This window comes from Massilia rubra (assembly GCF_011682065.1).
GTDB classification, from domain to species: Bacteria; Pseudomonadota; Gammaproteobacteria; order Burkholderiales; family Burkholderiaceae_D; genus Telluria_A; species Telluria_A rubra.
Window position 1 is genome coordinate 206454 of the sequence record NZ_VUYU01000006.1, and the last position, 22362, is coordinate 228815.

General features: G+C 64.4%; 19 protein-coding genes. 13 read left to right on the top strand and 6 right to left on the bottom strand.

What is annotated here, in order from left to right; translation table 11 throughout:
• The first annotated feature begins 34 nt into the window (after positions 1-34).
• From F0185_RS11300 to F0185_RS11330, 7 genes are all read left to right on the top strand, one after another.
• The gene (locus tag F0185_RS11300; protein WP_167224407.1) at positions 35-349 is read left to right on the top strand and encodes a hypothetical protein; all 315 of its coding nucleotides are present in this window, start codon (positions 35-37) and stop codon (positions 347-349) included.
• A gap of 255 nt (positions 350-604) precedes the next feature.
• A complete protein-coding gene (locus F0185_RS11305; RefSeq protein ID WP_167224409.1) occupies positions 605-1357 on the top strand; it encodes a hypothetical protein in 753 nt (250 codons plus the stop codon).
• Positions 1358-1361: 4 nt separating this feature from the next.
• Complete coding sequence (locus tag F0185_RS11310) at positions 1362-2426, top strand: tetratricopeptide repeat protein (RefSeq protein ID WP_167224411.1); 1065 nt, start codon at positions 1362-1364, stop codon at positions 2424-2426.
• A 31-nt stretch (positions 2427-2457) separates the two neighbouring features.
• Complete coding sequence (locus F0185_RS11315; RefSeq protein WP_167224413.1) at positions 2458-3615, top strand: tetratricopeptide repeat protein; 1158 nt, start codon at positions 2458-2460, stop codon at positions 3613-3615.
• 93 nt (positions 3616-3708) lie between these two features.
• Positions 3709-4761 (top strand): hypothetical protein, encoded by a 1053-nt coding sequence (locus tag F0185_RS11320; RefSeq protein WP_167224415.1) that lies wholly within the window; start codon positions 3709-3711, stop codon positions 4759-4761.
• A 31-nt stretch (positions 4762-4792) separates the two neighbouring features.
• Positions 4793-5650 (top strand): DUF2059 domain-containing protein, encoded by an 858-nt coding sequence (locus F0185_RS11325; RefSeq protein WP_167224417.1) that lies wholly within the window; start codon positions 4793-4795, stop codon positions 5648-5650.
• A 50-nt stretch (positions 5651-5700) separates the two neighbouring features.
• Complete coding sequence (locus F0185_RS11330) at positions 5701-6708, top strand: hypothetical protein (RefSeq protein WP_167224419.1); 1008 nt, start codon at positions 5701-5703, stop codon at positions 6706-6708.
• 46 nt (positions 6709-6754) lie between these two features.
• On the opposite strand, the gene F0185_RS11335 is transcribed toward F0185_RS11330, so the two are convergent.
• Together F0185_RS11335 and F0185_RS11340 are read right to left on the bottom strand one after the other, a co-directional pair.
• Positions 6755-9037, bottom strand: coding sequence for a xanthine dehydrogenase family protein molybdopterin-binding subunit (locus tag F0185_RS11335; RefSeq protein ID WP_167224421.1), 2283 nt, complete (start codon positions 9035-9037; stop codon positions 6755-6757).
• A 65-nt stretch (positions 9038-9102) separates the two neighbouring features.
• Positions 9103-12237, bottom strand: a complete 3135-nt coding sequence (locus tag F0185_RS11340; RefSeq protein ID WP_167224423.1) for a bifunctional diguanylate cyclase/phosphodiesterase — start codon at positions 12235-12237, stop codon at positions 9103-9105.
• 275 nt (positions 12238-12512) lie between these two features.
• Here F0185_RS11340 and F0185_RS11345 point away from each other — a divergent pair, with 275 nt between their 5' ends.
• Positions 12513-13019 (top strand): DUF1993 domain-containing protein, encoded by a 507-nt coding sequence (locus tag F0185_RS11345; RefSeq protein WP_167224425.1) that lies wholly within the window; start codon positions 12513-12515, stop codon positions 13017-13019.
• Between the two features lie 67 nt (positions 13020-13086).
• Here F0185_RS11345 and F0185_RS11350 read toward each other — a convergent pair whose 3' ends face one another.
• Positions 13087-13272: a DUF1289 domain-containing protein gene (locus F0185_RS11350; RefSeq protein WP_229476918.1), complete on the bottom strand. Its 186-nt coding sequence runs from the start codon at positions 13270-13272 to the stop codon at positions 13087-13089.
• 7 nt (positions 13273-13279) lie between these two features.
• Complete coding sequence (locus tag F0185_RS11355) at positions 13280-13849, bottom strand: DUF1415 domain-containing protein (RefSeq protein WP_167224429.1); 570 nt, start codon at positions 13847-13849, stop codon at positions 13280-13282.
• Between the two features lie 501 nt (positions 13850-14350).
• Between F0185_RS11355 and F0185_RS11360 the strand changes: the two genes are divergently transcribed.
• Both F0185_RS11360 and F0185_RS11365 read left to right on the top strand, forming a co-directional pair.
• Entirely contained in the window at positions 14351-15670 is a 1320-nt protein-coding gene (locus tag F0185_RS11360) for a transglycosylase SLT domain-containing protein (protein WP_229476929.1), read from the top strand.
• A 431-nt stretch (positions 15671-16101) separates the two neighbouring features.
• Positions 16102-17505 (top strand): DEAD/DEAH box helicase, encoded by a 1404-nt coding sequence (locus F0185_RS11365; protein WP_166885884.1) that lies wholly within the window; start codon positions 16102-16104, stop codon positions 17503-17505.
• Positions 17506-17585: 80 nt separating this feature from the next.
• Here F0185_RS11365 and senA read toward each other — a convergent pair whose 3' ends face one another.
• The gene (gene senA, locus F0185_RS11370) at positions 17586-18782 is read right to left on the bottom strand and encodes a selenoneine synthase SenA (protein ID WP_187362495.1); all 1197 of its coding nucleotides are present in this window, start codon (positions 18780-18782) and stop codon (positions 17586-17588) included.
• A 38-nt stretch (positions 18783-18820) separates the two neighbouring features.
• On the opposite strand from senA, the gene senB reads away from it, so the two are divergent.
• Together senB and selD are read left to right on the top strand one after the other, a co-directional pair.
• On the top strand, positions 18821-19780 hold the full coding sequence (gene senB, locus F0185_RS11375) for a selenoneine biosynthesis selenosugar synthase SenB (protein ID WP_167224433.1): 960 nt from the start codon (positions 18821-18823) through the stop codon (positions 19778-19780).
• A gap of 29 nt (positions 19781-19809) precedes the next feature.
• Entirely contained in the window at positions 19810-20868 is a 1059-nt protein-coding gene (gene selD / locus F0185_RS11380) for a selenide, water dikinase SelD (RefSeq protein ID WP_167224435.1), read from the top strand.
• Between the two features lie 36 nt (positions 20869-20904).
• Here the strand turns inward: selD and F0185_RS11385 are convergent, their stop codons facing one another.
• Positions 20905-21627, bottom strand: coding sequence for a PEP-CTERM sorting domain-containing protein (locus tag F0185_RS11385; protein ID WP_167224437.1), 723 nt, complete (start codon positions 21625-21627; stop codon positions 20905-20907).
• A gap of 266 nt (positions 21628-21893) precedes the next feature.
• On the opposite strand from F0185_RS11385, the gene F0185_RS11390 reads away from it, so the two are divergent.
• Positions 21894-22256: a DUF1428 domain-containing protein gene (locus F0185_RS11390; protein ID WP_223164493.1), complete on the top strand. Its 363-nt coding sequence runs from the start codon at positions 21894-21896 to the stop codon at positions 22254-22256.
• Positions 22257-22362: the final 106 nt, after the last annotated feature.

Below are 22362 nucleotides of genomic sequence, written 5' to 3' on the forward strand. Positions count from 1 at the left end.
CAACAGCACCCGAAGCGGGACGACACACCATGGCATGTCCTGGTTGATCACTCTTTCGAAAGCGCAGATAATGGACCTCATGGAAGCCCGCATGATCAAACTTGAGTTGGCTGTGGAAAAAATTCTCGAGCGTCTTTTCGCGGTGGAGCGCGATCTCGCCGTCATCCGTTCCAATTACACGGCCAAGGACGAACTGGCGGAGGTGCAGCGCGATGTCGCCGTCATCCGTTCCAATTACGTCACCAAGGAAGACCTGGCGGCGCTGGAAGTGCGGCTACTCAAATGGTTTATCGGCACTGCCGTCACCTTGGCCGGCGTCGCCTTCGCCGCCGGCAAATGGATCCACTAACCGCGCCCTCCCGCACAGTCAGCGCCCTCCCCGCCAGCCGGGGATTTTTTACGCCCGAACGCGCCACAGCCCCCTTCCAGCACTAGCCGCAACCTTGCACTTGCACGAAGATTGTCCTTAGAGCACCTTTTACTGGTATTCTGTCGTCCCTCCGTGTAATTATTGAAACTCTTCTAAAACGACATCGGGAGCGACGCCGGCAACAGCCTGCTGGTGCGCACAACCGCTGCCGGATTGGATCACTTCCGCGCCCGAATGAACGCTAACCGACTCCTCAGCCTGATCCTCACCGTCACCCTGACCGGCCCCGTGCTGGCCGCAGGCGACGACAAATTCGACGACTATTTCGACACCCAGATGAAGGCGGCCCAGAAGGCCATGAGCGAGAAGCGCTACGCCAGCGTCAAGGAAAAAGTGCTGGAGCTGGAAAAAGCGCTGACCAAGGTCGACCCGGCCTACGGCGAAAAATCGCAATGGGCCTACGTGCTCGACTTCAAGCGCTTCTCGCTCTACGAAATGGGCGAGCAGGAAGCGGCCGTCGAGAGCTGCCGCCGCACCGTCAAGGTGCTCGCCTCCAACGACTGGCCTTACCTGGCCGAGTTCAACGTGGTGCGCGCCGCGCGCCGCGCCTGCCACAACATGCTGGCCTACGAACAGAGCGCGGTCGCCACCACGCTGGCCCAGCATGAAGAAGCCATCTCCCAGATCGAGCAATGTTTCGAGACCGTCTCGCCAATCGAAGACGATTCGGTGCTCGACAATTTCTACGAAACGCGCGCCACGGTCTACCTGAAGGCCAACGCCCTCACCAAAAACAAATACCAGCCGCAATTGTTCGACACCCTGGCCCGCGCCGACCTGCGCAAGCTGGACCTGGACCAAGATCCCGAATTTGCCAAGATCATGAAAACGCCGGCTTACCTGAGTTTCAGGAAAGACTTCAAGCTTCCCAAGAAAAACACCAGGCCAGGCATCAACCTGTCCTTCAATTCATCCGACGCCCGCTGACACCATGCTTCTTTCCGCCCGCACTGCCCTGTTGAAAACCTCGATCGCCGCCGCCTGCCTGGCCTTCTCGCTCGGCGCCCACGGCGCAGAACCCAAGCCGCCCGCGGACGACACCGTGCGCGCCCAGATCGACAGCCTGGGCGACAGCACCATCGCCGCCCTCGTGCTCGAGCAGCGCTGGACCGACGTGCTGCCGCTGGCGCGCGCCTGGACCCGCAGCAATCCCGGCTCGGCGCGCGCCTGGTACTACCTCGGCAAGGCCCAGCACCACCTCGACAAGTCGGCCGAGGCCGAAGTCTCGCTCAAGCGCTCGCTGGCCCTGGCGCCGGACGATGCCCAGACCCTCAACGAACTGGGCATCATCGCCAGCAGCCGCGACAAGCGCGAGGCCGCCATCGGCTACTACGAGCGCGCCCACAAGTCCGACCCGACCCTGCCGGCCGTGGCCGAAAACCTGGGCGCGGTGCTGGCCGCGTCCGGCAAGTACCAGCCGGCCCGCAGCGCCCTGCTGAATGCGATCGAACTCGATCCATCGAGCAGCTTCGCCTGGCACACGCTGGGCACGGTGCACGAAAAACTGGGCCAGATGAGCGAAGCCGAACAAGATTACCGCAAGGCGCTGGAACTGGCCCCGGCCCGTGAAAACACCGCCGTCGCGCTGGCCACCCTGCTGCACGCCCAGGGCAAGTACGCCTATGCGCTGCAGGTCTACCGCAACGCCGTGCGGCAGCGCGCCGACGATCCGGCCGTGTGGCACGGCATGAGCAATTCGATGGCCTCGATCGGGCGCATCGACGACGCCGTCAACGCCAGCCGGCGCGCGATCCGGCTCGACCCGACCTACGCCGCCGCCTGGCACGGGCTGGGCGTGCGCTACCTGCAAAAGCGCAATTTCGGCAAGGCGCTGATCGCCCTGAACAAGGCGGTCGCGCTCGATCCCAAGTCGGCCAACGCCTGGACCAGCCTGGTGGTGCTGCACAGCCTGCGCCAGGACCAGCCGGCGCGGCGCACCGCTCTGGCCCGCCTGCGCAAGCTCGACCGCGTCGCCGCCGACAGCCTCAGCAAATAATCATTTACCCTTACAGCCAAGCATCCATCCCATGACCATCGCCCTCCGCCCCCTTTTCGCCAGCGTGGCTGCCGCCCTCATCTTGTCCGGCTGCGGCGCCTTGCCGAGCACGGACCCCGCCGCCAAGACGTCGGCCCAGTACGGCATCCTGGTATCGAACGGCAAGCTGACCGAAGAAGGCGAACTGCGGCGCGACCTCGGGCTCGAGCATTCGACCGCCAAGCGGCACGCCGCCGCCTATGCCCAGTGGCTGCCGCTGGCCGAACAAGGCCACGCCGAATCGCAATTTAACATCGGCCTGATGCTGCGCGACGGCCTCGGCGTGCCGGCCGACAGCGCCCGCTCGCTCGACTGGACGCGCAAGGCGGCCGCCGCCAATTATCCGGACGCGTATCTGGCGCTCGGCGTACGCTACGCCAACGGCACCGGCGTCGCCAAGGACCCGCTTGAGGCGCTGCGCCTGTGGCGCCAGGGCGCCGGCCTGGGCGACGCCAACAGCGCCTTCTATGCCGGCCAGGCCCTGTTCTTCGGGCTGGACGTCCCGCGCGACGGTCCCGGCGGCCTGAAACTGCTGCTCCAGGCGGCCCAGGCCGATACGCCGAGCATACGCGCCCAGTCGATTCTCGGCATGATTTACCTGACCGGCGAAGATGGCGTGGCGCGCGACTACGCCAAGGCGCGCCAGTGGCTGACCCTGGCCGCGGCTGGCGAAGACAGCCAGGCCCAGCACCACTTGGGCGTGATGTACCAATTCGGTCGCGGCGGCCCGGCCGACCTGCGCCGCGCCGTCGCCTGGTACGAACGCGCCGCGCGCCAGGGCAATCCGGCCGCGCTCAACAACCTGGCCACCTTCTACAAGAACGGCAAGAACCTGCCGAAGGACGTCAAGAAGGCGCGCGAATATTTCGAGCGCGCCCATGAAGGCGGCAACTTCGACGCCACCGTGAACCTGGGCGACATGCTGTTCATGACACGCGGCGCCCCGGCCGATCGCGAGAAAGCGGTGGCGCTCTACAAGCAGGCAGCCGAGGCGGCGCATGCCCCAGGCCAGTGCCGCTACGCCCGCGCCTTGCGCCATGGCGAGGGCGTCGCCGCCAACGCCGACGAATCGGCGGCCTGGCTGGCCAAGGCCAAGGCGGCCAAGCTCGCTTGCGACACCAAGCTGCCGCTGGCGACCTTCCTGAAGTAATCGAGGCAAGCACTGACACAAGGCTTTACCCGACCCGGCGTGCCGACCACGGATAGCGACGCCGGTCAAACATCCATCCTTGAAAAGAACTCCATGACGCCACAGTCCTCCCCAGACGCCCGCACTTCCGGCGGCTTCGTCCAGAACGCCGCCGCGTACGGCGTCGCCACGCCGCGCCCGGGCCTGCTGCTGACCTTGCTGCTGCTCATCGCCATCTGCATCGTGGCGCTGACCGCGATCGACCTGGCGACCATGTCCGAGCGGATTGCCTCCCTGAGCAGTTCGGCGGAGGCGGGCAAGCTCCCGGTCGATGCCTTGCGCAGCAGCCAACTCAACAGTTCGCTGTTCATCTCGGCCTTCATGATCGGCGTGCTGGCCCTGATCGCCTTCGGGCACAACTGGGCGCGTTGGGTCTGGCTGATCGTGTGCATGCTGGTGGGGTTTCTGGTCGCGCTCGGCACGCTCATGCTGATGTTTACCTACTCAATGGATGCGGCGCTGCTCAAATGCGCCGTGTACCTGATCCTGTTCGTGCTCTCCTGCATGCTGTTTGCGCCATCGTGCAATGCGTGGTTCCGCCGGATCAAGGAAATTCGCAACAATCCGCGCCTCCATCCGGCCTCCGGCGCCGCCGCAGCAACAGCCGTCCCGGCCGACGGCCAGCCCTACCATCCCTACGCGCCGCCGGGCGGCATGAGCGGCGCACCGGCGGCGCCGGTGGCGATCCCGCCGCGCCCGCGCACCATCTCGCTGGCCGTTGCGCTGTTCCTGCTCAACGCCGTGCTCGGCATGATCCTGACGGTCATCTACCTGCCCGACATGTTCGCCATGCAGAACGCCCTGCTGGGCGAGGGGCTGATGAAGAAGCTGGCCTTCGGTGGCCTTGTGTTCGGCATCGTCCTGATGCTGGTCGTACTCTACTTCATCGCGCGCGGTTCGAATGTGGCGCGCTGGATCTGGACGGCGATCGCCGTGTTCGGCTTTCTCAATGCCTACACCACCCTGAGAATGGCGTTCGCCATCTCGTCGGCGTACGGCGCGTTGACCACGTTCAGCCAGTTGGTTTCGCTGGCCGGGACCATCCTGCTGTTCCTCCCCGTCTCCAACCAATGGATACGCCAGGTAAGGCTGGCAAATGGAAGGTAATCGTTGCCCGAGCGCTAAGCGGAACCAGGCAGTGCACACCCGTGTCGCTGCCATCTGGCGCCTGCTGGCGCAAGCCTGCCTGGCCACTGTGATGCTGACCCAGGTCGCGCAGGCGGCCCCGGCCAGCAAGGCTAGCCTGCGCGCCTATTTCGAGGCCGCCGGCATGGCGCACCAGATGAGCACGTCCATGCAAGCGCTCGCGCAAGCCCAGGAAGACGAATGGCAGGCCGAAAGCGATCCCTTGAGAAAGGCCGCTCAAAAAGGCGTGCTGGACGACTTCAACGCCCGCATGCGCACGCGCATGGTCTGGAGCAAGGTCGAGCCGCTCGCCATTGCCAGCTACCAGGCGCACCTGAGCGAGGGCGAAGTCAAGGCCTTGATCGCGCATGCGCGCACCCCGGCCGGGCAAGTGCGTTACCGCAAACTGAACCCGGCCATGATCAGGCAGTTGCCGGCTGTCCAGAAGTACTTGCTGACCACGTTTGCCCGCATCGCCGGCAATCCGGCGCCGGCGGCGCCCGCAGCCGCGCTGCCGCCGGCGGCGCCGGAGCAAGCCCTGTTGCTGACCTATCTGCGCGGCGTACCGGGCGAAAAAGAAGCGTTCGAGGACGACATGGCGGCGCTGGAAGATCTTATGGGCCTGTCGATCGACGCCGGTGACGACGCCGCCGGCGAGGCGCTTCTGGCGCGCACCCTGGCCGACATGAAAACGCAGCTCTCGTTCGACAACGTCACCCTGCTCAAGGCGCGCCTGCTGGGCGGCGTCTTGACCGCCGATGAAATCGCCCTGCTGATCGACGACAACCGGCATCCTCAGCGCGGCGAGCAACTGCGCAAGCTGCGCAAAGCCGAGCGGAAATTCCAGCAGCGCCTGATGAACAGCATGTAAGCGCAGCGCCAACCACGCCCCGATTTTTTACCGCCCTATCGAAAGCCACCATGCACGCATCGATCATCAGCGCCGTGCGCTACGCCGCCAGCGCTCTGGTCTTCACCCTGGCCATGGCGCAAGCGGCGCACGCCGAACCGGCCACCAAAGAGAGCCTGCAACGCTACTTCGCGATTGCCAGGTTCGAACAGAAAAACGCGGCGGAAGTCGAGGCGATGCTGGCGCTCGATGCGCGCGAGTGGCAAAACGAGCAGGATGCGGCCTATAAAGCGACACTGAAGGCGCGCTTCGAGCGCATGGCCGCCATCACCCGCGAGTATCTCGGCTGGAATGTGATCGAACCGATTACCCTCGGCAGTTACCAAGCGGTCCTGCAAGAATCGGAGGTGCAGGCGCTGATCGCCGAGGCGCAAAGCCCGCGCGGCCAGGTCTACATCGACAAGGTCGGGCCCGCGCTGCTGAAACAGCCGGCGGCGGTCGCTGCCCACCTGGCCCGGCGCGTGGAAGAAATCCGCATACGCGTGCTCGACAATCTGCCGCCGGCGCCTGTCACGCCCCCGGCCCCGCCCACCCCGAAAGAAGCGCTGGCGCAAAAACTCATGCTGAACTGGCCGGGCGCGCGCGAAGAATTCACCAGCAACATGGCCGGGGTCGAAGCGCGCGCGCACGACCTGTTCTCGACCACGGAAAACAAGGACCTGGCCGACATCGCAGTCGAGATACGGCGCTATGCCACGGCGCTGCGCACCGAAATCACATTCGAGGAAGTGAGCGCCATCGAAGCACGCATGATGGCGGCCGAACTGAGCGAAGCGGACATCGCCGGCCTGATCGAGGACCAGAACGATCCCGTGCGCGCCGCGCAACGGGCCAGGCTTGAACTAGCCGAGGCGCGCCTTGTGGAGGACATGCTGGTCTCGCCGCAGATCGTGGAAATGAAAAAACGGCTCGAGAAAGCGTACTTCGCCGAGTACGACACGGCGCCCGCGCGCGCCGCGCCGGCTGGCAAGGCCAGGCCGGCGAAGAAGATCCGTTCGCCGGCGCGCACGGGCCGCTGAAGCGCCCAAGCCGCGCCATTGTCGGCCGGCGCGCCGGCGGCCACCCTCAGGCCAGGCGCAAGGGCAAGCTGCGCAAGCGCTGCCCGGTCAGTTTGAACAGCGCATTGGCCACGGCCGGTGCGATCGGCGGCGTGCCCGGCTCCCCGACGCCCTCGGGCGGCTCGGCGCTCTTGATGATCACCGTCTCGACCTCGGGCGCGCTGTCGATCCGCAGCACCGGATAATCGCCAAAATTGCCCTGCTCGATGCGCCCGTTTTTCAGGGTGATCTCGCCTCCCAGCGCGGCCGACAGGCCGAACACCACCGCCGACTCCATCTGCTGCGCGATGATGTTCGGATTGACCGCCAGCCCGCAATCGATGGCGCACACCACGCGGTGCACGCGGATCTGCTTGTCCGTCACCGACACCTCGGCCACCTGCGCCACGATGCTGCCGAACGACTGGTGCAGCGCCACGCCGTGCGCGCGACCCGCGGGCGCCACGCCGGCCTTGGCCAGCGCCGCGTCGAGCACCGCCAGGTGACGCGGATGGCGCGCCAGCAGCGCGCGCCGGAACGGCGCCCCATCCTGCCCGGCCGCATGCGCCAGTTCGTCGATGAAGCTCTCTTTGAAAAAGGCGTTGTGCGAGTGCCCGACCGAGCGCCAGTACCCGAGCGGCACGGCGCTGTCGACGATCACGTGCACCACGCGCTGGTGCTCGATCTCGTACTGCATGTCGTACTCGCCTTCGGCCGTGGTCTTGTCCGGACCTACGCCTGGCAGGCCCAGGTTGCGCGGAAAATACTGGTGGCCGATCGAGCCGCTGGCCGACTTGTTGTCGTAGCTGACGATGCGGCCCTGCGCATCCACGCTGCCGGTAAAGCGCGCCAGCGCGGCCGGACGATAGACATCGTGCGTCATGTCGTCCTCGCGCGACCAGATCAGCTGCACCGGCTTGCCGCCGGCCGCCATGGCCAGCGCCACCGCCTGCCCCACCATGTCCACTTCCAGCCGGCGCCCGAAGCCGCCGCCCAGCAGCAGCACATCGACCGACACGTCGGCGCGCTCCACGCCGGCCACCTTGGCCGCCATGTCGACGCACATGCTCGGCACCTGGGTCGAGGCCCACAGCCTGACCTTGCCGCCCGCGACCTGCGCGGTGCAGTTGATCGGCTCCATGGTCGCATGCGCCAGGAACGGCGCCCGGTACTCGGCGCGGATGGTCTTGACCGCCCCCTTGGCCGCGGCCACGTCGCCACTCTCAAAGTAGGTGAAGCCCGACTCGGTATCGAGGGCGCCGGCGAACTGCCTGAAAATATCGGCGCTCGACAGGCTGGCGTTGACGCCCTCGTCCCACTTGACGGCCAGCGCGCCGAGCGCCTGGCGCGCGCGCCAGTACGAATCGGCGATCACCGCCACGCCGGCGCCGGCGCCGGTCTTGTGGCTGGCCGGAGGCGCCAGGCCGACCACCGCCACCACGCCCGGCATCGCCTTCGCCGCGGCGGCGTCGAACGAGGCGACCTTGCCGCCGACCACCGGCGACATCGTCAGCGCCGCATACAGCATGCCCGGTGGACGCGCATCGATCCCGAACATGGCGCTGCCATTGACCTTGGCCGGCGAATCGCGGCGCGCCTGCGGAGTGCCGATCAGGGTGAATTCGCCCGGCTCCTTGAGGCGCACATCGTCCGCGCCGATCGCCAAGCCCGCCGCCGCCGCTTTGGCGGCCAGGCTGCCGTACGAAGCGCGCTTGCCGCCCGAATGCACCACGAAACCGGCCGTGCCCTTGCACTGCGCGGCCGGCACGCCCCACTCCTGCGCGGCGGCGGCAATGAGCATGGCGCGCGCCACGGCGCCGGCTTCGCGCATCGGCAGCCAGGCGTCCTTGATGCTGCTCGATCCGCCCGTCATCATGATGCCCATCTCGCGCGCCACTTTGGCCAGCATCCACTGCGCGCCTTCCTTGACGCTGCCACGGTCGTCGGGATGGAAAGGCAGCGTCTCGCGCAGCACTTCGAGGTTGCTGAAGATTTTATCGATCGGCGCCTGGGTGATGCGCACCTGCGCCAGCGGCACGTCGAGTTCCTCGGCCAGCAGCATCGGCAGCGCGGTGTTGACGCCCTGCCCCATCTCGCAGCGCGGCACCACCACCGAAACAGTTCCGTCGGGCGCGATCGCCACCCACCCGTTCAGGGCCACGGCGCCGCCGACCAGCGCCAATGGCTGCGCGCCGTGCAGGCGCTGGCGCGGCGGCTGCACGCCCCAGCCCACCACCAGCGCGCCGCCGGCGGCCAGGCCGCCCAGCAAAAAACGGCGACGGGTCTTGCTCTTCGGTGTGCTCTGGCTCATTGCATTCTCATGGCGTGCGTGGGGAGTCGCACTGTAGCATGCGCGCGGCGCCGCGACGGTGCTGCTTACGAAGGCAGGCGCGCGGGCGCGTGCCAGCGCGCCAGGATCGACTCGGGCAGTTCCGGGCGGCTGTACAGGTAGCCCTGCGCCTGGTTGCAACCGTGGCGCAGCAAAAACGCGGCCTGCTCCTCGGTCTCGACGCCTTCCGCGATGACCGACAAATTCATGCTCTTGCCAAGCTGGATGATGGCGATCGCGATCGCCTCGTCGTTCACATCGGTCGAAATATCCTTGATGAAGCTGCGGTCGATTTTCAGGGTCTGCACCGGCAACTGCTTGAGGTAGGCCAGCGACGAGTAACCGGTGCCGAAATCGTCGATCGCCAGGCCCACGCCGATCGAATGCAGGTCGTTGATGAACACCAGCGCGTCGCCGGTATTCATGATCACCGACTCGGTCACTTCCAGCTGCAGGCGCTGCGGCGCCAGGCCGGTCTCCTGGAGGATGTCGGCCACCATGTTGACGATGCTGCCGCGCTCGAACTGCTTGACCGACAGGTTGACCGCGATCTTCGCCACGTGCAGGCCGGCGCGTTCCCAACGAATCATCTGGCGGCAGGCTTCTTCCAGCACCCACTTGCCCAGTTGGTTGATGAAGCCCGTATCCTCGGCCAGCGGGATGAAACGCACCGGCGTCACGTTGCCCAGCTCCGGATTGTGCCAGCGCACCAGCGCCTCGACCCCGATCAGGCGGCCGCTGTCGATTTCGACCTGCGGCTGGTAGTTCAGGAAGATCTCGTTCTTGTCGATCGAGCGGCGCAGCATCGCTTCCAGGCGCAAGCGCTCGACCCCTTCGCCGGTCATCGACGGCGCATAGAACTGGTAGCCGTTGCGCCCGCGCGCCTTGGCCTGGTACATGGCCACGTCGGCATTGCGGATCAACATGGTCAGGTCGGCCGCATCGTCCGGGAACACGCTGATGCCGACGCTGCCGGTGACGAACAACTCGTAATCGGAAATGATGAAAGGCTGCTCGAACATGGCCATCAGTTTTTCGGCCACCAGGCCGGCGCCGACCTGGCCGGCCACGTTTTCGAGCAGGACGATGAATTCGTCGCCGCCCAGGCGCGCCAGCGTGTCGCCTTCGCGCAGCTTGCCCTGCAGGGCCGCCGCGACCTGCTTGAGCAGCTCGTCGCCGACGTGGTGGCCGAGCGTGTCGTTGACGTTCTTGAAGCGATCGAGATCGATGAACAGCACCGCCAGTTGCTGGTTGTCGCGCGCGGCGCGCTGCAAGGCATGGTGCAGGCGGTCGTGGAACAGCAGGCGGTTGGGCAGCGCGGTGAGCGAATCGTGGTGCGCCATGTGATCGAGCTGCTCCTGCGATTCCTTGACCTTGGTGATGTCGCTAAATACCGCCACGTAGTGCGTGGTGACGCCGTGATTGTCGCGCACCGCCGACACGGTGAGCGACTGCAGGTAGGTTTCGCCATGTTTGCGCGTGTCCCAGCGCTCGCCGCGCCAGAAGCCGTGCTCGCCCAGTTCGGCCCACATCTGCTCGTACACGGCCTGCGCTTCGGTGCCCGAGCGGGTCAGGCGCACGTTCTTGCCCACCGCTTCGATGTCGGTGAAGCCCGTGATCTGGGTAAAGGCCGGGTTGACGGCGACGATTTCCAGTTCGACGTCGATCACCATCACGGCATCGGCGATATGTTCGAGCACGGTGGCCGACAGGCGCAGCATCTCTTCGGCCTCGCGCCGCTCGGTGACGTCGGCATACACCCAGATACTGCCGCCGTTGGGGCGCGCCGGGTCGAGCGCGCAGCCGCTCACGCGGCACCAGAACACGGTGCCGTCTTCCTTCATGTACTGGCGTTCTTCGTTGTAGTCCTTGCCGTCGGCCAGGGCCGCGTACTGGCGTTCGCCCGCGCGCAGGAACTCGTCGTGGCTCGGATACATCATGTCGGCCAGCTTGCCCGTCATCTCGCCGCTGGCGTAGCCGAACAGGTCTTCGCAGCGCCGGTTGACCGACACGATGCGCCGCTCGCGCACGAACATCACGCCGAACATGACGTTGTCGAGGATCGCGCTTTGCTCGGTCAGCAGCGCCGCGATGCGCATCTCGTTGTGTTTGCGTTCGCTGATGTCGGAGATGATCCCATCGACCCACGAATCCTCCATCCTGGCGGCGGCCTGCGGCTGGCCGTTCTCGGACACCCAGCGCTCGACGCCGGTCGCATCGATGATGCGGTACTCGATCTGGTACGGGCGGCCGCTGCTCATCGCTTCGCGCACGGTGCGGCCTTGCAGGCGCCGGTCCTCGGGGCAGATCAGGTCCGACCAGGCGTCGGTGGTGCTGCGCATGAACAGCGCGGCGGCGTAGCCGGAGATGTCTTCGATGGCGTCGCTGACGAAATCGATGGAGCCGCCCGGACGCACGCGGAACACCGCGCCCGGCACCTGGGTGACGATGGTGCGAAAGCGCTCCTCGCGCCGGCCGATATCTTCGAACAGATGCTTGATGGCGACCCGCATCTGCTCCATCTGCTTGGCCAGGCGGCCCAGTTCATCGCTGCCTTCGAGCTCGAGGCGCGTTTCGAAGTCGCCGTGCGAGAGGCGGTCGGAAAACTTCATCAGCTGGCGCAGCGGCACCAGCAAGCGCTTGTTCAGGAACAGCACGATCAGCACCAGCGAGATGGTCAGCTGGAACGCCAGCACGAAAGCGTAGTTGGACTGCTTGCCGCGCAATTCCTGCTGGCTGCGGGCGTCGTCCATCTCGACCACGACCACGCCGATGCGCTCGCCGCGCACCAGGATGTCGCGTTCGGCGCGGTAAATCTGGCCGGCCGGGCGCTGGGCCGAGTGGATGTTGATGAACTGGGCGTCGGCCTGGCCGATCACCTGGATATGCAGCACCGACGGATCGCGCATCACCGATTCGACCAGCGACTGGGCCGATTCGGCGTTCATGTTCCAGAGCGACTCCTGCATGCCGAGGGCCAGGATGTCGGCGTTGCGGCGCAGCGACTCGTTCAGCACCGCCTTGGCCGCCGCCCGCTCCTGCACGGCGATCAGCACATAGCTGCCGATCATGGCGGGAATGACCAGTCCGCCGACGACGACCAGCATCAGCGCGCCATAGATCGACAGACCGTACAGCTTGCCCAGCTTGGTACGGAAACGTTGGTAGGCCGTGCTAAGCATGCAGGGAATGGAATCGCATACGGGGGGATGCCTGAATGATAAGTTAGACAATAAAAGTTTGCTATACGGAATTATGCACGGAAGCACCCGGCAAGTCATCAAAAGTACGGGGGATGAGGCGTTTTACCGACGCCGCGAAAACCAGTTGACGTTCATGCTTGCGCGAAGGTGCATTCAGCGTCCTGGACGACATGACGCATGGCAAACGGCAGGCGCTTCAGCGCGAATCGCGCCAACTTGCTATCATCGCAGCACTTTTCTAACAGGGATTCCCCATGACTTTTTCCATGTACGACGCCTCGGTGCCCGTTTTCAAGCAAATCCTGACCAGCCTGTCGGCCATCATCGACAAGGCCGAAGCCCACGCCACCGAGAAGAAGATCGAGCCGGCGGCCCTGCTGCAGGCGCGCCTGTATCCGGACATGTTCCCTTTCCTGCGCCAGGTCCAGGTTGCGGCCGACTTCGCCAAGGGCTGCTGCGCCCGCCTGGCCGGGGTGGACGTGCCGCGCTATGACGATACCGAGCAGACCTTCGCCGACCTGAAGGACCGCATCGCCAAGACGCTCGCTTTCATCAACGGCTTGCCGCAGGATGGCATCGAAGCGAGCGCCCAGCGCGACATCAGCACCAGCAGCGGCGCCAACGCCAAGCATTTCAAGGGCCAGGTGTACCTGGCGCATTACGCGCTGCCGCACTTCTATTTCCACGCCACGACCGCGTACGCGATCCTGCGCCATAACGGCGTGGAAGTGGGCAAGAAGGATTTTATCGGCGCGTTTTAAGCCGCGTACATATATATAGTGAGGGGAGCCGCGCGGCTCCCCTTTTTGTTATCCGGCGGCCGCCCGGTCAGGTATTGCGGCGCGGGTAACCTTGCGCCAGGATGCGGACCCACACCACTTCCTTTTCGGCGTCGCTCATCGACACCCAGTGCGCCACTTCCACCACGCTGCGTCCGCAACCGCGGCAGATCTCGTCGAACGTGGTCGAACAGACCGCGACACAGGGCGTGTCCGGCCGTTCCGGTGGCTTCATGCCACCCTCACTTGGCGGGGCCGACATCGAGCGCATCCCAACCGTCATGGCCGAGTTTTTCCATGGTTTCAATATTCTTGTCGAAAATCTCGGACGCTTCCGGGAAAGCCTCGACCGCGCGCTCAATACTGTCTTCGCGCAGCAGGTGCAGGATCGGGTACGGGGCGCGGTTGGTAAAGTTGCTGATATCGTTGATATCGGTGTCCGCGAACTGGTATTGCGGATGGAAGCTGGCCACCTGCAGTTCGCCGTCCAGTTGCATGTCTTCCAGCGCGGCATCGGCCACATCGAGGAACTCGTTGTAGTCGAGGAAGTCGCCCAGCACGAATGGATGGATCAGCAAGGTGGTGTCGATGGCTTCAGGATCGGTATCGGACAGCAATTGCAGCTCATTCATCAAGGTTTCGAGCAAGACTTCCGGCGAGGTAGCGCTCGAGACGACGTAGCGCACCTGCTTTTTCACATGAACGGCCTTGGCGAACGGACAGAGATTGAGCCCGATGACGGCCTTTTCCAGCCATTGTTGGGTAGCAGCAATGATCTGCTCATCGTCGGCGTTCAGATTGGGGGTGTTCATGTCATGCTTTCATGGTGCAAAACCCAAATTGTACGCACTCTTTGCGCCACCTCATAGGTGCCAGCGCGTGCGCGAGTAGTTTAGAGCCCGACGACCGATCCGCCGCGCACGCCGGCGGCGCCCCGGTTTTGGTATTATCCCCCGGCGTACCGCGCCCTGTCCCGACGACCCCGCGCTGCGCTCTCCGGCGCCGGTCCGCCATAGGAGAAAATCATGCATACCCCCTGGGAGTATCTGAAGCGATCCCGTCCATACACTGATAGCATCCTGGCATTTTTAAGGCATACTCCCGGCAATTGGTCTTTTCCTATGCAACAATATTGGTTGGAAGTGTTATCAAAATTTTTGCCCCGCACACAGTTATTTGACTTGACTCAAACAAGAAGTGGTACGTACACTCCGACCTTATCTATTCGTCTGTCCAGCAGTTTTCGGACCCAACAATGGAACGCTATGCAAAAAACGACACGCAGTACCACTTCACTTGCAGTCCTCGTTCTGATGCTCGCGCCTGCGCTCAGCCACGCGGTCGACACCGTTTCGACCAACGTCGCGCCGCTCGCCCCGACTGCCAAGCCAGCGCCAGCCCCGCTTCAGCCCTTATCGGCCACCAAGGCCGATGAATACAAGGAAGCCGATGTCTGGGGCCGTATCCGCACCGGTTACGCCATTCCCGATATCGAAAACGAGCTTGTTACCAAGCACGTCAAGTGGTACAGCACCCGTCCCGACTATATCGCCCGCACCTCGGCGCGCGCCTCGCGTTACCTGTTCCACGTGGTCCAGGAACTCGAGAAACGCAACATGCCGACCGAGCTGGCATTGCTGCCGATTATCGAATCGGCCTTCAATCCGCAAGCCTATTCCAAGGCCAACGCCGCCGGCATGTGGCAGTTCGTGCCCGGCACCGGCAAGGATTTCAACCTCAAGCAAGACATGTTCAAGGACGAGCGTCGCGGCGTACTGGCCTCGACCGACGCCGCGCTGAGCTACCTGCAGCGCCTGTACGGCATGTTCGGCGACTGGCCGCTGGCCCTGGCCGCGTATAACTGGGGCGAAGGCAATGTCCAGCGCGCCATCAAGAAAAACCAGGCGCTCGGCAAGCCGACCGACTACGAAAGCCTGTACGAGCACATGCCGGCCGAAACGCGCGAATACGTGCCGAAGCTGCAGGCGGTCAAGAACATCATCGCCAATCCGGCCCAGTACCACGTGTCGCTGCCGGTGATCGACAATTCGCCGTATTTCACCGCAGTCGACAAGACCAGCGACATCGACCTGACCATCGCGGCCCAGCTGGCCGAACTGTCGGTCGAAGAGTTCAAGGCGCTCAATCCACAGTTCAACCGCCCGGTCATCACCGGCGGCGAACAGACCAAGATTTTGCTGCCGCAGCAAAATGCGGAAAAGTTCCACCTGAACCTGGCGCAATGGGGCCGTTCCCTGTCGACCTGGACCACGCACAAGATTACCGGCGCCAAGGACAGCATCGCTTCGCTGGCCTCGCGCTTCGGCACCACGCCGGAAGTGATTCGCCAGGCTAACAATATTCCGGCGTCAACCCGCCTGAAGGCCGGCTCCACGATCCTGGTGCCGAAAATCTCGACCTCGGTGCAGACCGATATCGCCGAGCATGTCGTCGACAACGCGGTGATGGCCTTCGAAGCCGAACGCGCCGGTCGCCGTGGCGGTCGCGCTGAAAAGCAGACCAATGCGGAACGCATCAAGGGCAAGGTCGCCGCACTGAAAACGCGCGTCTCGGCACGCAACACCAAGTCGGCAAGCAACGAATCCTCGCGCTACAAGCGGCGCGGCGGCTGATTTTCGCCGGCGGGTGCGTCCATCGCACCCGCCCCGTCCCGCTTTGCGGGCGACGGTTTATCTACCAAGACTTCTTCAGTAAATCCAGTTCTTCCATACACACTATTCGGATTTACCTATACAAGTACAGTGAAACTACTGTATAGTGTTGTTTGTGCGCTGCAATACGTTTCTCGCAATCAGTCTGAAGCGATGGCCCTTAGCAGTAACAAAGAAGTAAAACTAGCAGCTTCGCAAGCCTAGGCGTATCCCACGGATACCCTCAATAAAGCCCTCCCGCCTTGTGTGTCGCACCTGACACCGTCCCGGCGCAAAGCTTTTGTGCCGAAATTTCTTTCATCCTGAGTCATTTCGTTGTGTTGGTTGGCGTTGCTATTTTGCGCTCGGAGCATGTGCTCGGGCGCTGATCTATACCGAAAGAAAAAAACATAATGAGTTTTGAAGCATTAGGCCTCCACGCGTCTATCGTAAAAGCAGTAACCGATGCCGGTTACACCGTTCCGACCCCAGTCCAGGAGCAAGCTGTTCCTGCCGCCATCAGCGGCCGCGACCTGCTGGTGTCGTCGCAGACCGGTTCCGGCAAGACCGCAGCATTCATGCTGCCAGCACTTCACAAATTCGCCGTTGCCGAGCAATCGCAGGCGTCCAAGAATGCAGCCCAGGAAGCGCAAAATGCGCGTGCCCGCGGCGAGCGTCCACGTTTCAAAGCTGCACAGCCTAAAATGCTGGTGCTGACCCCGACCCGCGAACTGGCCCTGCAAGTGACCAGCGCAACCGAAAAATACGGCACCCAGATCCGCCGTATCAAGGCGGTATCGATCCTGGGCGGCATGCCTTATCCTAAACAGATGCAACTGCTGGCACGCAACCCGGAAATCCTGGTCGCTACCCCTGGCCGTCTGATCGACCACATGGAATCGGGCAAGATCGATTTCTCGGAACTCGAAATCCTGGTGCTGGACGAAGCTGACCGCATGCTCGACATGGGTTTCATCGACGACATCGAAAAGATCATCGCCGCCACGCCTGCAAACCGCCAGACGATGCTGTTCTCGGCCACGCTCGACGGCATGGTTGGCAACATGGCACGCCGCATCACGACCGACCCGATGGTCATCCAGATCGCCGGTTCGGCCTCGAAGCACGAAAACATCGTGCAGCGCGTTCACTTCGTCGACGACCTGTCGCACAAGAACCGCCTGCTCGACCATCTGCTGCGCGACGAAACGCTGGACCAGGCAGTGGTCTTCACCGCCACCAAGCGTGACGCCGACACCATCGCCGACCGCCTGAACATCGCCGGTTTCTCGGCTGCCGCACTGCATGGCGACATGCACCAAGGCGCGCGTAACCGTACCCTCGACGGCCTGCGCCGCGGCCAGGTTCGCGTGCTGGTGGCGACCGACGTTGCCGCCCGTGGTATCGATGTCCCGAACATCACCCACGTGTTCAACTACGATCTGCCGAAGTTCCCAGAAGACTATGTGCACCGTATCGGCCGTACCGGCCGTGCCGGCCGCAATGGCCTGGCGATCTCGCTGGTGAACCATGCCGAAGGCATGAACGTCAAGCGTATCGAGCGCTTCACCAAGCAGCTCATTCCGGTCAACGTGATCGAAGGCTTCGAGCCGAAGAAAACCGCGTCGGCGCCACGTTCGGCTGCCCGTCCAGGCACCTGGAAACCAGGCGACAACCGCGGCGGCGCCAAGCCAGGCCAGCGTACGTTCAGCAAACCGGGCGCTCCGCGCAAGGAAGGCGCGGCCGGCGGCGGCTACAAGGGTTCGAACCCGCGTCCGGCCTCCGAGCGCACCCGCAGCTCGTACGGCGACCGTTAATCGTTCGCTGTAACGACTGATTCAAGAACGGCTGCTTCGGCAGCCGTTTTTTTTCGTCCGGCAGATGGTCCTGGCAACACCTATAGCGCGCAGGTGCGGAATCCGCAGAATATATCGTCGCGCCCGGGCATGAAAAAATTGCGGAAGCGCGCCGACGCAAAGCGCGACGGCGTGGCAAACGAAGCCCCGCGCAGCACCTGGTGCGTCATGAACCACGGCGCCGAATACTCGCGGTAGCGGTCCGCCACAAAACCTGGATACGGCTCGAACGCGCTGCTGGTCCACTCCCACAACTGGCCCCAGCCGAACCCCGCCTGTCCCGACAGCGCCGCGTACTCCCACTCCGCTTCGCCCGGCAAACGCCGTCCGGCCCACGCGCAATACGCCTGCGCCTCGAACAGGCACACATGGCGCACCGGCTCGGACGGCGCCAGCGTTGACAAGCGCCCGAAGCGCATCGTGCGCCACTGGTCGCCGTCGCGTTGCCAGTAGCGCGGCGACGAGCGCTCCTGGCGCATCAGCCACGCACTGCCGGCCGCGCTCCAGTACTGGCGGTTCTGGTAGCCGCCATCGGCCACGAAGTCGGCAAACTGCGCATTCGTCACCAGGCCCGCATCGATACGAAACGGCGCCACGTACACCGGGTGCGCCTGGCGCTCGTTGTCGAACACGAAGCCGCCCTCCTGCGCGCTGCCTTGCACCAGCGTGCCACCCGGATAGGCGATCTCGGACGACGGCCCGCACAGCAATTGCGCCGGCAGCAGCCGGTCCGCCACCGGCACGCCCAGCGTCTGCAGGGTGTACAGGGACGCTTCGCCGTGCATGTCTTCGTGCGCCAGCGCCAGCCGGTAAGGATACAATGCCTCGTCGACGCCGGCCTCGCGCGAGAGCTTGTCGAGCGTGCGGTCGAGCACTTCGTGGCAGTAGGTCTTGAGCGCCCCGGCGCCGGGCAGGTCGAGCGTCCAGCGCGAACGGTGCGGCACGGTGTTCGAATCGAACCAGTCGTCGCCGCGCGTGAGCAGCGAATGGCGGGCGGCGTCGGCCGGGTGGCTCGAGGTCGCTTCGCGCAGGATGAACCACTCGGCAAACCATGCCGTGTGACCGAGCTCCCACAGCGGCGGATTGATGGTGGCGATGTGCGGCACGCGCGCCAGGCTGTCGTAACCCATGGCGGCGAAGCAGTCGAACAGGCCAAGGGTATAATTTCGGGCACTCTGGAGCGCCTCGGCCAGCGGCTGCGGCCTGGCGTGCCGGAACGATGCATTGATTGAGTTCATGGCGTCGATTGTAACGACTTTTTCAAAGGCGGCGCTGCGTGAAGAAACAGCTGTTGATCGTCAGTCCCGCCTCGGCGAAGGAAAACAACGGCAACTGGCAGACCGCCAGCCGCTGGGCGCACTTCCTGCGCGCGCGCTACCGGGTCGCCATCGCCCCCGGATGGCAGCCATCCGATTCCACGCCCGACCTGCTCATCGCCCTGCACGCGCGCCGTTCGGCCGGGGCCCTGGCCGCGTTTACCCAAGCCTGCCCGCAGCGGCCCTCGGTGCTGGTGCTGACCGGGACCGACCTGTATCGCGACATCGCCACCTGCGCCGAGGCCCAGGATTCGCTGCGGCACGCCAGCGCGCTGGTGCTGCTGCAAAGCGCCGGCCTGGCCCTGCTGCCCCCCGCCCTGCATGCGAAGACGCGCGTGATTTACCAGTCCGCGCCGGCGCTGGCCCCGCACCGCCACGCGCCCGGACGGCGCCATGCCGACATCTGCATGATCGGCCACCTGCGCGCTGAAAAAGATCCGCTCACCTTCATGCGCGCCAGCGCCCTGGTCACCAGTCCCACGGCCCGCCTGCTGCACATCGGCGGGGCGCTCGATGCCGCGCTGGGCGAGGCCGCGCGCGCCACGGCGGCGGCCGACCCGCGCTACCAGTGGCTGGGCAACCTGGCGCACGGCGCGGCGCGCCAGCGCCTCAAGCGCTGCCACGCGATGGTGATCGCCTCGCGCATGGAGGGCGGCGCCAACGTCATCATCGAAGCCGTCACCAGCGCGGTGCCGGTGCTGGCCAGCGATATCAGCGGCAACCGGGGCATGCTGGGCGAGGACTATGCGGGCTATTTTGCGCCGGGTGACGCCCCCGCGCTGGCGAGCCTGATTGACCGCTGCATCGACGACCAAGCCTTCCATGCGCTGCTGCGGCGCCAGTGCGACGCGCGCGCCGCCTTGTTCGCCCCAAGCCATGAGCGCGCCAGTGTGCTCGACTTGGTGGATAATCTGGTCTGACCCGCCCTTTACCGAAATGGACACCGATCATGAGCAATGCCCCAGAGACCCCCATCAAACTCACCTCGTTTTCGCATGGCGGCGGCTGCGGCTGCAAAATCGCGCCGGGCGTGCTGTCCGAGATCCTGAAAAACTCGGGCGGTTTCCCGCTGCCGAAGGAACTGATGGTCGGGATCGAGACCGCCGACGACGCCGCCGTCTACAAGCTCAATGACGAACAGGCGCTGATCGCCACCACCGACTTCTTCATGCCGATCGTCGACGACCCGTTCGATTTCGGCCGCATCGCCGCCACCAACGCCATTTCCGACGTGTACGCGATGGGCGGCACGCCGATCATGGCGCTGGCGCTGGTCGGCATGCCGATCAATAAACTGCCGATCGAGACCATCGGCGAGATCATTCGCGGCGGCCAGGTCATGTGCGCCGAAGCGGGCATTCCGATCGCCGGCGGCCACACCATCGATTCGGTCGAGCCGATCTACGGGCTGGTGGTGCTGGGCCTGGTGCATCCGTCGAAGGTCAAGCGCAACGCCGACGCGCGTGCCGGCGACGTGCTCATTCTCGGCAAACCGCTGGGTGTGGGCGTGCTCTCGGCGGCGCTCAAGAAAGACGTGCTGGGACCGGAAGGCTATGCCGCCATGATCGCCAATACCACCAAGCTCAATAAACCGGGCAAGGCCCTCTCGGAGATGGAAGGCGTGCATGCGCTGACCGACGTCACCGGCTTTGGCCTGTTGGGCCACCTGCTGGAACTGGCGCGCGGCGCGCAACTGACGGCGCAACTGAGCATGTCGCAGATTCCCCTGCTGCCGGGCGTGGAGCAACTGGCGCACGATGGCTACTTTACCGGCGCCTCGGGGCGCAACTGGGATGCCTACGGCAAGGACGTGACGCTCTCGCCGAGCATCAGCGCGGCGCAGCATAACCTGCTGACCGACCCGCAAACCTCGGGCGGACTGCTGGTGTCGTGCGATCCGGGCAGCGTGGACGAGGTATTGGCGCTGTTCGCGCGCGAAGGCTTCGAGAGCGCCGCCGTAATCGGCGAAATGACGCAGGGCGCGCCACGCGTGCAGGTCGCGGCGTAAGGCTGCCCAGGCGCGGCCTGGGCAGCCCGGGGCGCGTCAGGCGGACTGGCGACGCTTGCGCGCGACAAAGCCCAGCATGGCCAGGCCGGCGCCGAGCATGGCCCAGCTGCTTGGCTCGGGCACAGCGGCGACCGAGAACGACAGGTTGTCGGCATAGCCATCGTTGTAGCTGCCTTCGACCCGCTTCATGTCGAGCACGATGTCGACCAGCGTGCTGCCTACTGGAATGAAGCCATGGCTCTCACGAAATACCAGGCTGCTCAGTCCGCCACGGTCGCTCACGCTGACCGGCGCCAGGCTCTGGCTGAACAAGGTATTGCCGCTCTTGTCGCGGAACACGGCGGTCAAGGTGGCGTTGTCGCTTTGCGAAGCGTAGCCGCCCAGCCAGCCGGACAGGTCGAATTGCGACCGTCCGCCGTTGATGGCGTCGCTGTAGCCGCCCAGGTCGATCACCTGGACCGCACGCGATGCCGGCGTATTGACGCCGCCAGCAAAAAAGTTCTTGCCGCGGTTTTGCGGACCGGCGTCGGCCGGCCCAGGGAAACCGCCGCTGGCGCCGTACTTGACCGAGGTCAGGCCACCACTGACATTCCAGCCCGGCAGCGTGACCGTGCCGCCATCGCTCGAGCCGGCGCCGGCTTCGGCATCGCCGTTGACGATCAGGTTTTGACCGGGCGCGGCCGGGGCGGCATTCGCCGTTGCGGCGCAAGCGAGCGAACACGCCATCGATAATGCCATTGCTGCAGTTACAAAACGCATGGATTTCCCTTGAAATTGGTTAGAAACGGCGCATGTTTCACCGTCTTGAAATGACATGCAATTCTACAATGTTTACGCAATGAATTAGCATAAAGATAAGCCAACAATGGCGTCCTTGTCGGCAAAACAGCAACACGCATGCCATCGCCCCGCCTGGAAAAGACAAGATGCAAGGCCGATGATTTTTTTGGGGTATGGTGCGGCCCTGCGGCTGCGGGACGGGTATGATCGATTGTCGTACCCACCTTGTACAGCTACAGGAGAACATGATGGCTTATGTCGATGGTTTCGTACTTCCCCTCCCCACCAGCAATCTCGAAAGCTACCGCGCCATGGCGGCGACCTGCGGCGCAATCTGGCGCGAACACGGCGCCCTGCAATACCGCGAATGCATCGCCGATGACGTCAAACCCGGCAAGCTCACCTCCTTCCCCCAAAGCGTCAATCTGCAACCGGGCGAAACCGTGGTGTTTTCCTGGATCGTGTACGAATCGCGCGCCCATCGCGATGAAGTCAACGACAAGGTCATGAAAGACCCGCGCATGGCCGACTTCATGAAGGGCACCGACATGCCCTTCGACGGCAAGCGCATGATTTACGGCGGCTTCGACATGTTTCTCGATCTTTAGCGTCGGCGGCCTGGCTGGGCGGCGGCGGTTTGCGGGCGTTGCACATCAGCGCTTGACAAGCCGGCGCGGCCTGGCGTACAGTTGACTCATGTCTTCCTCCCTGCAC

Coding starts and splice junctions, on each gene's coding strand:
- F0185_RS11300 (WP_167224407.1), top strand. CDS start 35: ATGTCCTGGTTGATCACTCTTTCGAAAGCGCAGATAATGGACCTCATG.
- F0185_RS11305 (WP_167224409.1), top strand. CDS start 605: ATGAACGCTAACCGACTCCTCAGCCTGATCCTCACCGTCACCCTGACC.
- F0185_RS11310 (WP_167224411.1), top strand. CDS start 1,362: ATGCTTCTTTCCGCCCGCACTGCCCTGTTGAAAACCTCGATCGCCGCC.
- F0185_RS11315 (WP_167224413.1), top strand. CDS start 2,458: ATGACCATCGCCCTCCGCCCCCTTTTCGCCAGCGTGGCTGCCGCCCTC.
- F0185_RS11320 (WP_167224415.1), top strand. CDS start 3,709: ATGACGCCACAGTCCTCCCCAGACGCCCGCACTTCCGGCGGCTTCGTC.
- F0185_RS11330 (WP_167224419.1), top strand. CDS start 5,701: ATGCACGCATCGATCATCAGCGCCGTGCGCTACGCCGCCAGCGCTCTG.
- F0185_RS11335 (WP_167224421.1), bottom strand. CDS start 9,037: ATGAGCCAGAGCACACCGAAGAGCAAGACCCGTCGCCGTTTTTTGCTG.
- F0185_RS11340 (WP_167224423.1), bottom strand. CDS start 12,237: ATGCTTAGCACGGCCTACCAACGTTTCCGTACCAAGCTGGGCAAGCTG.
- F0185_RS11345 (WP_167224425.1), top strand. CDS start 12,513: ATGACTTTTTCCATGTACGACGCCTCGGTGCCCGTTTTCAAGCAAATC.
- F0185_RS11350 (WP_229476918.1), bottom strand. CDS start 13,272: ATGAAGCCACCGGAACGGCCGGACACGCCCTGTGTCGCGGTCTGTTCG.
- F0185_RS11355 (WP_167224429.1), bottom strand. CDS start 13,849: ATGAACACCCCCAATCTGAACGCCGACGATGAGCAGATCATTGCTGCT.
- F0185_RS11360 (WP_229476929.1), top strand. CDS start 14,351: ATGCTCGCGCCTGCGCTCAGCCACGCGGTCGACACCGTTTCGACCAAC.
- F0185_RS11365 (WP_166885884.1), top strand. CDS start 16,102: ATGAGTTTTGAAGCATTAGGCCTCCACGCGTCTATCGTAAAAGCAGTA.
- senA (WP_187362495.1), bottom strand. CDS start 18,782: ATGAACTCAATCAATGCATCGTTCCGGCACGCCAGGCCGCAGCCGCTG.
- selD (WP_167224435.1), top strand. CDS start 19,810: ATGAGCAATGCCCCAGAGACCCCCATCAAACTCACCTCGTTTTCGCAT.
- F0185_RS11385 (WP_167224437.1), bottom strand. CDS start 21,627: ATGCGTTTTGTAACTGCAGCAATGGCATTATCGATGGCGTGTTCGCTC.
- F0185_RS11390 (WP_223164493.1), top strand. CDS start 21,894: ATGATGGCTTATGTCGATGGTTTCGTACTTCCCCTCCCCACCAGCAAT.